Origin of the sequence: Micromonospora sp. C31 (assembly GCF_018070575.1) — a bacterium.
In the GTDB taxonomy this organism is placed as follows: Bacteria; Actinomycetota; Actinomycetes; order Mycobacteriales; family Micromonosporaceae; genus Micromonospora.
This window is the reverse complement of the sequence record NZ_JAGPXN010000015.1, coordinates 149,555-161,609: the sequence shown is the minus strand read 5'-3', so window position 1 is coordinate 161,609 and position 12,055 is coordinate 149,555. Positions and strand designations below refer to the sequence as shown.

Sequence of the window (12,055 nt, the reverse complement as noted above, 5' to 3'; positions counted from 1 at the left end):
TCATCCCCCGGCCGAGGGCGTGGTTGACGATCCGGTCGGCGTTGCCGAAGGTGAACTGGTTCTGCTGCGGCTCGGTCGCGTCGATCTTCATCTCGTTCTCGGGAGTCACACTGTTGAACTCCCGGTTGAGGATCGTGACGTAGGTGCTGTCGCTGAGCTTGTTGGCGGCGACGGCGGCGCCGAAGTAGCGGCCGCGTTCCGCCGCCGACGCGCCCAGGGTGGTCCCGGCGCTCGCCGCGCCGGGCAGGACCATGGCGCCGGTCGCCGCGAGCAGTCCCACGGCGGCGACGGCGATGGCCGCGCGTGCGCGCGAGCGTGATCTCGGTCGGGTGTCCCGGTGGCACCTCTCGGTCATTGCTGCTCCTTCCGGGGGCCGGTCCGCACCGTCGGTGGCGGGCCGGTGTGGTGGGGGTGTGCCGGATCGGGGCCGCCCGGCGGGCCGCACCGCAGGGGCTGCGGCCACCATCATCGACCCTGATGGATGTGGAGTATGGCAGCGCGATACATTTACCCGCAACAATTTCCGGAAAACTAACGATAGCTAAGGAGCGTCCCGGCTCGACAGGTGCGCATCGTATGGCAGGTCAACGAAGAGGCGAGCAAGAAGACGGACACCCGCACCGATCTTCGCGCGATCGGTGTGAGTGTCCGTCGACCGGATTTTTCGGCGTGCTTCCGTAACACGTCGGGGCGTTGTCGGATGGGCGCCGCCCCCGGCCTCCGGTGCCGGCGGCCGTGAACCGCGAGTTCCTGGCCGCCCGGGAGCCCGTCGGTGCGCGAGCGGGTGGTGCGGGAGGCCGGTCTACGCCGATCCGACGAACTGGCTGACGTGGTAGGCGGTGCTGCGGTTGTCGGGCGTCCTGGTCCACTTCGAGACCATCAGGTGCAGGTCGTTGGCCCGCCGGCTCGACCACGGGTGGACGAAGCCGCCGTAGAGGCCGGGTTCCTGCCAGGAGGTGACCTGGATCCGTTCGGCCGTCCAGATCCGGTCCGGCCCGTCCGCCGTACGGGTGACGATGCAGCCGGTGGCGCAGTTGAGGTACGACATCACCCAGGTGCCGTCGGCGAGGCGTCGCACCGAGGGCTCGCCGAAGCGGCCGGTGAGGATGGGCGTGCACGGGCGCCCCCAGCCCCAGTTGCTGCCGTTGAAGCCCCAGCCCTCGTACGACTCGGGGAAGAACAGCCGGTCCCAGCGGACCCGGCGCAGCATCATCGGCCCGTGCTGGCGGCCGGCGCGTACGGAGAAGACGTACACCCAGTCCCCGTCGCGCTGCATCGTCCACATCTGGAACGGATCGGTGTTGGCGGCGTCGTTCCACCACTTCAGTGGCGTACGGACGAAGTCGTTGCCGTTGTCGCTGTAGGCGAGCCCGGCGTAGCGCGACCGCCAGTCCGGCCCGGCCGGGCCGGCGGAGTGCCAGTTCTCGATGCTCATGTACGACACGAGCTGGCGGCCGGTCTCGGGGAAGGCGATACCGTCGTTGGGGATGACGGTCACCTCCCACAGGCCGTCGATGCCCACCCCGTGGTGGCCGTTGTGCATCAGCTCCGGAGCCCGGCCGTTGCCCGCGACGCGGGCGGCGCTGTCGAAGACGATGCCGCCGGCGGCGCCGGGGTGCACGGCGGAGCGCAGCATGACCGGCGAGCGCCAGTCGTTGGGCACCGGCGGGCCCTCGGGCCACGGGGTGTCGAACGTGTCGCCGAACAGATAGCCGATCGAGCCGTTCTCCAGCACGTACGGGATGCCGAGGTCGGTGCCCGCGACCCGCCACCGGTGGTTGGTGTCGAGGTCGGCGCCCGTGAGTCGCTTCTTCCAGGACGCGGCGCGGGCCGGGCCGGGGGCGAGGGCCGGCGCGACGGCCGTGGCCACGCCGGCCGCGGCCACCGTGCCGAGCAGGGAGCGGCGGGTGATCATGATGACCGTCCTTGTCGCGAGGGTTCGGAGGGTCACCGACGTGGGGGATCGGATGCGGCCGCATCCAATTACCGGTGTCGATGCGTGGCTGGAACCTACGGCCATCCGCCCGGCATGGTCAATAACTGCCCGCCCCGACCCGTCACCCGGTCCGGTCCGCCCGGCCCGTCGAGCGCGAAGTCGCCCCCGGCGGATTGGACGGGCGGGTTGCGGGCATGACAGGGTGCTGCTGGTGCGCACGGGTGAGGGGTAAGCGTCTGTGGCCGATCCGCATACACGCTGGTCTTCCGGTGATCCGCAGGCGGTGCTCGACGGATTCGAGCAACTGCCCGGATTCGTGTGGATCTTCGAGGGCCCCGAGCTGCGCGTGGTGGCCGCGAACCCGGCCGTACGCGCCGCCGTCGGCAACCGCAGCGACCTGCTCGGCGAGCCCTTCCGGCGGGCGGTGCCCGAACTCGCCGGCCAGCACATCTTCGAACTGCTCGACCAGGCCCTGCGCGGCGTCCGTTCGCACGGCTACGAGCAGCGCGTCCTGACCGACCGCGACGGCGACGGCAGGCTGACGGAGGCCTTCTACACGTTCGACATGGCGCCCTGGCGCAACCCCGACGGCTCGGTACGCGGGGTGATCGTGCAGGCCGTCGACGCCACCGGTGTGGTGGCCGCCCGGCAGGCCGCCGAGGTCGCCGCCGCCACCTCCGAACGCCGCTACCGGCAGGCCGCCGGCCTGGTCCTGGAACTGCAACGCAGCCTCCTGCCCGACATGCTGCCCGTCCTGGCGCGCGTCCAGGTCGCCGCGCACTACCTCGTGGCGAGCAGCGACCTCGTCGCCGGCGGGGACTGGTTCGACGCGGTTCCCCTGCCGGACGGGCGGCTCGCGCTGACCGTCGGCGACGTCGTCGGGCACGGCGCCGCGGCCGCGGCGGCCATGGGCCAGCTCCGTACGGTCGCCCGGCAGGCGTTGCAGTCGGGCGGCGGCCTGCCGCAGGTGCTGGCCGCCCTGGACGACTTCGCGGCCCGCACCCCCGCGACCCGGGCGGCCACCACCTGCCTCGCGATCCTCGATCCGGGCACCGGGACGCTCGAGGCGGCCAGCCACGCACACCCCGCGCCGCTGGTCCTCGGCGCCACCGGCGACGGCCGCTACCTGCCGCTGACGCCCGCGGGGCCCCTGGGCACCGGAGCCCGCCCCGCCCCGGTCCACACCTGCCGGCTACGGGCCGACGACATCCTGCTGCTCTACACCGACGGGCTGATCGAACGACCCCGGCAGAGCCTGCACGACGGCAACCGCATCCTGGCCGCCGCCGCGGCGTCAGCTCGGCGGGCGACACTGCACGAGGCCACGACCGTCCCGCAGCGGCTGCCCGATCGGGTCTGCACCCTGGTCACGGAGCGTCTCGCCCTGGCCGGCGGTGGCTTCGGCGACGACACCACGCTCCTCGCCGCCCACCTCCTGGCCGAGCCCGTCGCACCCCTGCACGTGACCCTGCCCGCCGAGACGACGGCGCTGCGCCCGATGCGCCGACACCTCGACGACTGGCTCACCCGGATCGGGGCCAGCGGCTCCGACGCGAGCGACCTCGTCCACGCCGCCGGGGAGGCCGTCACCAACGCCATCGACCACGCCTATCCCGGCGGTCCGCCAGGGACGTTCACGCTGCACGGCACGCTGGACGATCAGGGCGTCGTGCACCTCACCTGCGCCGACCAGGGGCGGTGGCGCCCACCGGTCGCCGATCCGGGCGGTCGCGGCCGTGGACTGACGATGATCCGCGGACTCGTCGACCACGCGGAGGTCCGGCACACCCGGGCCGGCACCACCGTCAGCCTGCACCACCGCATCGGCCAGGCCACCAACGTCACCACCGTGGCCGCCGCCCAGGCTGCCGGCCCCCACAAGCAGGCCACCGTCGTCGAGGAGTTCACGGTCACCGTCACCGAGACACCGGCGGGCCGCCGGCTGCGGGTGCGGGGGCCGGTGGACCTGCTCACCGGCCCCGCGCTACGTGCCGCGATCATGCAGGCCAGCCGCGGCGGCAGCCTGCCGCTGACCATCGACCTCACCCCGGTCACCCACCTGAGCAGCACCGGCGTACGGATCCTGCACGAGGTCGCACGGATCATCGCCGGCCTGCGCGTCACCGCCACCCCGCAGAGCCCGGCCCACGCCGTACTGGAACTGACCGGGCTGCGTCACCTCCTGCCGGCGGACTCCGCGAACGGAAACCACGACCGGCCGCGCCAGTAGATTGGGCGGGAGCGGTCGCCACCGCCGGGGGCCCCGGCGCGGTCACCGGAGCCGGGTCCGCGTCGGATCCGTCGCGGAGAAGAAACCCGGGCGGGTGTCCAATCGGCCGTACCCCGTCCGTAGTGATGTCGTACGGCGTCGCCCGGCACGGCAGGGTGACGCGACACGGAGGGGAGTTCATCGTGAAGTACATGTTGCTCATCAACGCCGGGGCGGTCGACGCGGACGGCGGCGCCGACGGCTGCGACGTCGGTGACTGGATGGCGTACGACAAGCAGGTGCGCGAGGCGGGGATCCTGGTCTCCGGCGAGTCGCTGGCGGACCTGGTCACCGCCACCACGGTCCGGGTCGCCCCGGACGGCCGGCGGACCGTCACGGACGGGCCGTTCGCGGAGACCCGCGAGATCCTCGGCGGTTTCTACGTGATCGACGTGCCGGACCTCGACGTCGCGCTCGACTGGGCGGCGCGCTGCCCCGGCGCACGCGGGGGCGGCTCCGTCGTGGTCCGGCCGGTCGCCGAGTTCGCGGGCTGAGCGCGGTGGGCGAGACGCCCACCGGCAACGGGGGGACGGACGAGGCGCCGTCGGCGGTCGTGGAGGCGGTGTTCCGCGAGGAACACGGCCGGCTGCTGGCGGCCCTCGTCCGCCGCTTCGGCGACCTCGACCTGGCCGAGGAGGTCACCTCCGAAGCCGTCGAGGCGGCGCTGACGCGATGGCCGGTCGACGGCGTCCCGCCCCGCCCGGGCGCCTGGCTGATGACCACGGCGCGGCGCCGGGCCGTCGACCGGCTGCGCCGGGACCAGACCCTCGCCGCGCGGCTGGCCGTCCTCCAGGCGGAGGCGGACCGGGCCGAGGCCGCCCCCGCCGCCGGGGCGGGTGGTGAGCTGCCGGACGAGCGGCTCCAGCTCTTCTTCACCTGTGCGCATCCCGCGCTCGCGGCCGAGGACCGCGGGGCGTTGACCCTGCGCTATCTGGCCGGCCTCACCACGCCCGAGGTGGCCCGCGCCTTCCTGGTGCCGACGGAGACGATGGCCAAGCGGATCACCCGGGCGAAGAAGAAGATCCACGGGGCCCGGATCCCGTTCCGGGTGCCGGACGCGGGCGAGCTGCCGGAGCGGCTGCCGGGAGTGCTCCAGGCGGTGTACTCGATCTTCACCGAGGGCTACGCGGCCAGCGGGGGCCCGCGCCTGCAACGGCTCGACCTCGCCGAGGAGGCCATCCGGCTGGCCCGGATCCTGCGCCGGCTGCTGCCCGCCCAGCGGGAGGTCGCCGGGCTGCTCGCGCTCATGCTGCTCGTGCACGCCCGCCGCGCCGCCCGCACCGGTTCCGACGACGAGCTGCTGCTGCTCGACGAGCAGGACCGTGGCCGCTGGGACCGTCCGATGATCGCCGAGGGCCTCGACCTGGTGCCCGTGGCGCTGACCGGCGGCCCGCCCGGCCCGTACGGCGTGCAGGCCGCGATCGCCGCCCTGCACGTCGAGGCGGCGGACCTCGCCACCACCGACTGGCCGCAGATCGTCGCGCTCTACGACGTGCTGCTCGCCCTCGCACCGTCCCCGGTCGTCGCGCTCAACCGGGCCGCCGCCGTGGCGATGCGCGACGGCCCGGAGGCGGGCCTGGCCCTGCTGGACGAGCTCGCCGACGAGCCGCTGCTGCGGGGCCACCACCCGTACCCGGCCGCCCGGGGCGACCTGCTGAACCGCCTCGGCCGGCACGCCGAGGCCGCCGAGGCGTACCGGAAGGCGCTCGCCCTGGCCGGCACCGGGCCCGAGCGGGCCCTGCTGCGCCGCAGGCTGGACACCACCGGGCAGCCCGGCGCGTCGGGGACGTGACGGCATCCGGCCACGGTGTCGGCGGCCCGCCGGACGTCGCAGCGTCCGCCGACCGGGTGGTCGCGCGGCGTCGGTGGACCCGCGCGCCGTCCGGCCGGACCGGCAGGGCGGTCACCGGGCGGCGGCGACCGCCAGCACGCCCCGGTCCAGGACGATCCGTCCGGTCCCTTCGCTGACGCGGAAGACCACGCCGTACGGGCGCCGCCAGGCGTGCACGGTCAGGGTGTCGCCGGGGTGCAGCGGGGCGTTGAAGCGGGCCCGGACGTGCCGCACGCGCGCCGGGTCGTCGCCGACCAGGGGCAGCAGGAGCCGGCCGGCGAAGCCGAAGGTGCACAGGCCGTGCAGGATCGGGCGGGGCAGCCCGGCCCGGCCGGCGACGGCCGGATCGGAGTGCAGCGGGTTGCGGTCGCCGCTGAGCCGGTAGAGCAGCGCCTGGTCCGGGCGGACGGTGGCGACGATCCGGTGCCCGGGCGGGCCGGCCGGCGCGCGCCAGGGAGCGGACCGGGCGCGGCGGCCACCGAAGCCGCCGGCGCCGATGACGAACATGGCCCGGCGTACGACGGCCACCGTGGTTCCGGCCGGGTCGCGCAGCCGGGAGACCTGCTGGACCAGGGCGCCGCTGCCCTGGTCGTGCAGGGCGGTCACGGCTGCGGTGGTGTGCACCCGCCCGGCCGGGGGCAGCGGACGGAACAGGGTGACCGCCTCCTCCGCGTGCCGGATCACGGTGAGGTCGCCCAGGGGCGGCGGGTCGGCGGCGAGCACGCTGGCGAAGGTCGGCAGCACCCGCTGCGGGTGGCCGGTGGAGTTCTCGGTGGTGAAGCGCAGCTCCGCGGCCGGGTCGTGCTGTCCCGCGCCGACCCCGAGGGCGTAGAGGATCGCCTCGGTCGGGCTCCACGCCCGGTGCAGCGACGTACGCAACCCGACGAGTGCCCGCAGCGGGTGCCCGTGCCTCGCCGCGCTCATCGCGGCGGTGTCGCGCGTGCCTCGCGCGTCGTCGCCGGGTGAGGACGCCGCGTCCCGTCGTCGACGAGCCGACCGCCGTTGTCGCTCACGCGACTACGGAATGTAGTCAGTTTCGTCGTTCGTCCGGTACCTGGCGGGTTGGGCCGGGCCGCATCGGGCCCTTTGTCCAGCGTTTTCATCGGACTCCCGATTTGTGGTCGCCTTTTCGATCCGTCGACTGGCGATGACCGACGGCTACTGTCTGTTGCAGGAAGGTGAGACCGAATCTCTTGACTGAGCCCTCCGTCCGGCAGTAGCGTCCCATATTAAGCAACGGTAACCATAATATGAGCCGCTAGGTGATCTGGGGTAGCCATGAGAATGCGAGCATTGCGAGCTGCGGTAGCAGCCCTGCTGGTGACTTCCGCCGTTGCGGCATGCGCGGAGAACCAGAGCCCGACCGAGTCCGGTGGCGACGACGCGACCCCTTCGGTCGCGATCAACTTCGGCGTGGGCGTCGACCCGGCGTACTCCCCGATCTACCTCGCCAACCAGGAGAAGCTGTTCCAGGCCAACGGCCTGAACGTCACCGTCACCCAGTACCAGGAGGGCACCGGCGGCCTCGACGCGATCCTGGCCAAGCAGGGCCAGGTCACCGCGAGCACCGAGTCGAGCCTGCTCAACCGGGCCACCCGGGGGGACGTCAAGGGCTTGGCCGTCTTCTCGCAGTCGCCCAGCTTCATCAAGCTCGTGGCGCGCTCCGGCGTCGACGACGTGGCCGGCATCAAGAAGTACGGCGTCGTCCCCGGCACGGTCAACGAGTACGCCACCAACAAGGTCCTCGCCGCGCGCGGCATCAGCCGGGAGTCCGTCGAGTTCGTCAACGCCTCTCCCGCCGAGATGCCGGCCCTGCTGCAACGCGGCGACGTGGACGGCTACATCATGTGGGAGCCGTGGCCCTCGCGCGGCGTCGCCAACGGCGGCAAGGTGCTGCTGACCAGTGGCGACATCGGCTACGTCTACAACCTGGTGATCGGCGTCGACGGCGCCTGGTACGAGGCCAACAAGGACGCCGCGAAGAAGGTCGTCCAGACCATCGGCGAGGCGTGCGAGCAGATCACCGAGGACCCGGCCAAGGCGGGCACGGCCACCGAGAAGGCCATCAAGGTGCCGGCGGCCGAGGCGCAGAAGCTGCTGGAGGGCGTCCAGTGCCAGGTCCGCGACTTCACCGACGACGACCTCAAGCGCTACGGCGAGATCGCCCAGTTCCAGCAGGACAGCAAGATCGTCACCCAGAAGGCCGACCCGGCGACCGTCATGGTCAAGGGGGTGGCGTGACAGTCGACGACACCGCCCCCGTCCCCACCCGCGCCGGCCCGCCCGCCAGCCGGGCCGGCGCCCCGATCCGCATCCGCGACGTCGACATCAGCTTCGGCGAGTTCGTCGCCGTCCGCGGCGCGAGCCTCGACATCGCCGCCGGCGAGCTGGTCTGCCTGCTCGGCCCGAGCGGCTGCGGCAAGTCCACGCTGCTCAACGCGGTCGCCGGGTTCGTCCGCCCGGCGGCCGGCGAGGTGACCTGCGGCGACGAGCAGGTGACCGGGCCGGACGTGGCGCGGGGCGTGGTCTTCCAGAGCGCCGAGGCGCTGTTCCCCTGGCTGACCGTACGGCAGAACGTCGCCTTCGGGCCGCAGATGCGCGGCGTGCCGAAGGCACAGCGCGACGCGGTCGTCGAGCGGTACCTGGCGATGGTCGGCCTCGCGCACAGCGCCGAGCGGTTCCCCGACCAGCTCTCCGGCGGCATGCGCCAGCGGGCCCAGCTGGCCCGGGTCCTGGCCAACGACCCCTCGGTCGTGCTGATGGACGAGCCGTTCGGCGCGCTGGACGCTCAGACCCGGCTGGTGATGCAGGTCGAACTCGACCGGATCTGGCGCGAGACCGGCGCCACCATCGTCTTCGTCACCCACGACATCGGCGAGGCGATCCTGCTCGGCGACCGGATCGTCACGATGACCGCGGGCCCGTCGGCGGCGATCAAGAAGGACTACCGCTGCGACCTGCCCCGGCCCCGGGACCTGACCGACCCGGCCTGCGCGGCGCTCTTCCGCGAGCTGCGTGAGGACATCGGCGCCGAGGTGGCCCGGACGCTGCGCGCCCAGGGCCTGGACGACGGTCACGACGGCCGGCCCGGCACCGGCCACCCGGGCGGCGAACGGACGGAGGCGCGATGACCGTCGAGGCACCCACCGTCCCCGACCGCACCCGGGCGTCGGCGCCGAGCGCACCCCGCCGCAACCGCTGGGCCCGGCTGACCCGGATCGGGCTGTCGGTCCTGTCGGTGCTGCTCGGCGTGCTGATCTGGGACCTGGTCAGCCGCAACTACACCGCCTTCTTCCTGCCCTCGCCGCGGCTCACCCTCGAAGGCGCGGTCGAACTCGTCCGCGACGGCACCCTGTGGGACTCGGTCAGCGCGTCCTCGACCCGCATCCTCACCGGCTGGCTGCTCGGGGTGCTCGTCGGCGTGCCGATGGGCCTGCTGATGGGCTGCATCCCCTGGCTGCGGCTGATGCTCGACCCGTACATCCAGTTCTTCCGCTTCGTGCCGCCGATCGCCTTCGTCACCCTGGCCATCATCTGGCTCGGGCCGGGGGAGGCGTCGAAGGTGGCGCTGATCTTCTACACCACCGTCTTCATCGTCGCCCTCAACACCCTGGCCGGGGTGCTGTCGGTCAACGAGATCCGGATGCGGGCGGCCCGCGCGCTCGGCGCCGGCCCGGTACGCAGCCTGGTCTCGGTCGTGCTGCCGTCGACGGTGCCGCACGTGGTCACCGGCGCGCGCCTGGCGATGGGCAACTCGTTCCTGACGATCGTCTCCGCCGAGATCGTCGCCGCCCAGAGCGGCCTGGGATCGCTGATCTGGACGGCCCGCAACTACGCCAAGACGGAATGGGTCTTCGTGGGCATCATCGCCCTGGGCCTGCTCGGCTACCTCTTCGACTGGATCCTGCGGCTGGTCACGGGCCGGACCCTGCGCCGCTACGGCGTGACGTTCTAGCGATCCGCTCCCGCCCGTCGCCGACGCCATCCACCCCTACCCGAAAGGCTCGCCATGCTCTGCATCGGCGTCGACATCGGTGGCACCTTCACCGACGTCATCGTCTACGAGCCGGCAACCGCCCGGCTCGCCGAGGCCAAGACCCTCTCCACCCCGCACGACCCCGCGGCGGCGATCTTCGAGGGCCTGGCCAAGCTCGGCGTCAGCCTGGGCACGGTCGACCGGTTCGTGCACGGCACCACCCGGGTGACCAACGCGCTGCTCGAAGGCTCCGGCGAGCCGGTGGCCGTACTGGCCACCGAGGGCTTCCGGGACGTGCTGGAGATGGGCCTCGGACACCGGCCCCGCCTCTACAGCGTCAAGGAGAGCGCCCGGCCGCCGCTCGTCGCGCGCCGGCACCGGCACGTGCTGCGCGAGCGCATCGCCGCCGACGGCAGCGTCGTACGGCCGCTGGACGCCGACGAGTTGGACGAGGCACTCGACCGGGTGGCCGCCGCCGGACCCCGGGCGGTGGCGGTCTGCCTGCTGCACTCGTACCGCAATCCCGCCCACGAGCGGGCCGCGGCGCGGCGGCTGGCGGAGCGGCACCCCGACCTGGTCTGCACCGTCTCCTCGGACGTGGTGCCGGAGCAGGGCGAGTACGAGCGCTTCGCCACCACCGTGCTCAACGCCAGCGTTCGGGCGACCGTCGCCGACTACCTGCGCGGCCTCGGCGACGCCCTCGCCGACGGCGGGTACGCCCACCCCTTGTCGATCATGACGAGCAGCGGCGGTGTCGTCTCCACCGACGAGGCCGGGCGGCTGCCGATCAACCTGGCGCTCTCCGGGCCCGCCGGCGGGGTCGCCGCCACCGTGCACCTGGCCTCGCTCGCCGGCTATCCGAACGTCATCACCTGCGACATCGGCGGCACCAGCACGGACGTCTGCCTGGTCAAGAACGGCAGCCCGTTGATGACCAACGACGGGAAGATCGCCGGCTACCCGAACCGGACCTTCCAGGTCGAGATCAACACCATCGGCGCCGGCGGCGGCTCGATCGCCTGGCGCGACCGGGGCGGGGAACTGCGGGTCGGACCGCGCAGCGCCGGCTCGACGCCCGGCCCGGCCGCCTACGGCCGCGGCGGCACCGAGCCGACCACCACCGACGCGCACCTGCTCGTCGGCCACCTCGACCCGAGCGAGAGCCTGGGCGGGGAGGTGCCGCTCGACCTCGACGCCGCCCGCACCGCCCTGGCCGGGCTGGCCGGCACGTTCGGCCTCGACGAGCTGGAGCTGGCGCGCGGCATCCTCACCCTCGCCACGGTCAAGATGACCAGCGCGATCAAGGAGATCTCCGTGGCGTGCGGCCACGACCCGCGCGACTTCGTGCTGATGCCCTTCGGCGGCGCCGGCCCGATGCACGCCACCGACCTCGCCGACGAACTCGGCATCCGCCGGGTCCTGGTCCCACCGGTGCCGGGCAACTTCTCCGCGCTCGGCTTCGTCACCGCCCAGGCCCGACACGACTACGTGCGTACCGTGCTGGTGCCCGCCGACGACGACGGCCTGGCGGCCGCCCGGGCGGCCCTGGCCGACCTGCGCGACGCCGCCCTGGCCCAGCTCAAGGCCGAGGACGGCGTCGAGCCCGACCAGGTCAGCTTCGGCCTGTCGGTCGGCATGCGGTTCCGGGGGCAGAGCTTCGACCTCGCCGTCGCCCTGCCCGAGTTGCCGGACAGCGCCGACGAGCTGGTGGCGGCCTTCCACGCCGCCTACGCCGAGCGGTACGCCTACACCCGCTCCGACCATCCCGCCGAGATCGTCAACTGCCGGCTCACCGCGTTCGGGCCCCGCCCGGCCGTACGTTTCGCCGCTCCGGCCGGCGGCCCGGCGGAGCCCGGCCGGACCCGCCTCTACCGCACGGGCGGCTGGGTCGAGGCGACCGTGTGGCGCCGCGCCGACCTGGGGCCGGACTGCGCCGTCGCCGGTCCCGCCGTCGTGCGGGAGAACGGCAGCACCACCGTCGTCGGCGGCGGGTGGACCGCCACGGTCGACGACCACGGAAACCTGCTGCTGACCAAGGAGTGA

At 73.4% G+C, this 12,055-nt stretch carries 10 protein-coding genes; 7 read left to right on the top strand and 3 right to left on the bottom strand.

Annotated features, from left to right (window positions below; genetic code table 11):
* A partial coding sequence (locus tag KBX06_RS20230) for an endo-1,4-beta-xylanase (RefSeq protein WP_210837429.1) occupies positions 1 to 355 on the bottom strand: 355 nt, incomplete at its 3' end.
* Positions 356 to 802: 447 nt separating this feature from the next.
* Positions 803 to 1,918: a DUF4185 domain-containing protein gene (locus tag KBX06_RS20225; RefSeq protein ID WP_210837462.1), complete on the bottom strand. Its 1,116-nt coding sequence runs from the start codon at positions 1,916 to 1,918 to the stop codon at positions 803 to 805.
* A 301-nt stretch (positions 1,919 to 2,219) separates the two neighbouring features.
* On the opposite strand from KBX06_RS20225, the gene KBX06_RS20220 reads away from it, so the two are divergent.
* The 3 genes from KBX06_RS20220 to KBX06_RS20210 all read left to right on the top strand — a co-directional run bounded on the left by KBX06_RS20220 (position 2,220) and on the right by KBX06_RS20210 (position 5,997).
* Positions 2,220 to 4,166, top strand: coding sequence for a SpoIIE family protein phosphatase (locus KBX06_RS20220; protein ID WP_210837427.1), 1,947 nt, complete (start codon positions 2,220 to 2,222; stop codon positions 4,164 to 4,166).
* Between the two features lie 191 nt (positions 4,167 to 4,357).
* Positions 4,358 to 4,699 carry a YciI family protein gene (locus tag KBX06_RS20215; RefSeq protein WP_247686324.1) on the top strand — a complete coding sequence of 114 codons (342 nt, stop codon included), beginning with the start codon at positions 4,358 to 4,360 and terminating at the stop codon, positions 4,697 to 4,699.
* Positions 4,700 to 4,704: 5 nt separating this feature from the next.
* Positions 4,705 to 5,997 carry a sigma-70 family RNA polymerase sigma factor gene (locus KBX06_RS20210; protein ID WP_307854692.1) on the top strand — a complete coding sequence of 431 codons (1,293 nt, stop codon included), beginning with the start codon at positions 4,705 to 4,707 and terminating at the stop codon, positions 5,995 to 5,997.
* A 111-nt stretch (positions 5,998 to 6,108) separates the two neighbouring features.
* Here the strand turns inward: KBX06_RS20210 and KBX06_RS20205 are convergent, their stop codons facing one another.
* Entirely contained in the window at positions 6,109 to 6,960 is an 852-nt protein-coding gene (locus tag KBX06_RS20205; RefSeq protein WP_210837423.1) for a MaoC/PaaZ C-terminal domain-containing protein, read from the bottom strand.
* Positions 6,961 to 7,356: 396 nt separating this feature from the next.
* Here KBX06_RS20205 and KBX06_RS20200 point away from each other — a divergent pair, with 396 nt between their 5' ends.
* Genes KBX06_RS20200 through KBX06_RS20185 form a run of 4 tightly spaced genes read left to right on the top strand, consistent with a single transcriptional unit; the run spans position 7,357 to position 12,055 of the window.
* Positions 7,357 to 8,277, top strand: coding sequence for an ABC transporter substrate-binding protein (locus tag KBX06_RS20200; RefSeq protein WP_307854691.1), 921 nt, complete (start codon positions 7,357 to 7,359; stop codon positions 8,275 to 8,277).
* Positions 8,274 to 9,167 carry an ABC transporter ATP-binding protein gene (locus KBX06_RS20195; protein ID WP_210837419.1) on the top strand — a complete coding sequence of 298 codons (894 nt, stop codon included), beginning with the start codon at positions 8,274 to 8,276 and terminating at the stop codon, positions 9,165 to 9,167. The genes KBX06_RS20200 and KBX06_RS20195 overlap by 4 nt, the downstream gene beginning before the upstream one ends.
* Complete coding sequence (locus tag KBX06_RS20190) at positions 9,164 to 9,991, top strand: ABC transporter permease (protein WP_210837417.1); 828 nt, start codon at positions 9,164 to 9,166, stop codon at positions 9,989 to 9,991. The genes KBX06_RS20195 and KBX06_RS20190 overlap by 4 nt, the downstream gene beginning before the upstream one ends.
* A gap of 54 nt (positions 9,992 to 10,045) precedes the next feature.
* The gene (locus KBX06_RS20185) at positions 10,046 to 12,055 is read left to right on the top strand and encodes a hydantoinase/oxoprolinase family protein (RefSeq protein ID WP_210837416.1); all 2,010 of its coding nucleotides are present in this window, start codon (positions 10,046 to 10,048) and stop codon (positions 12,053 to 12,055) included.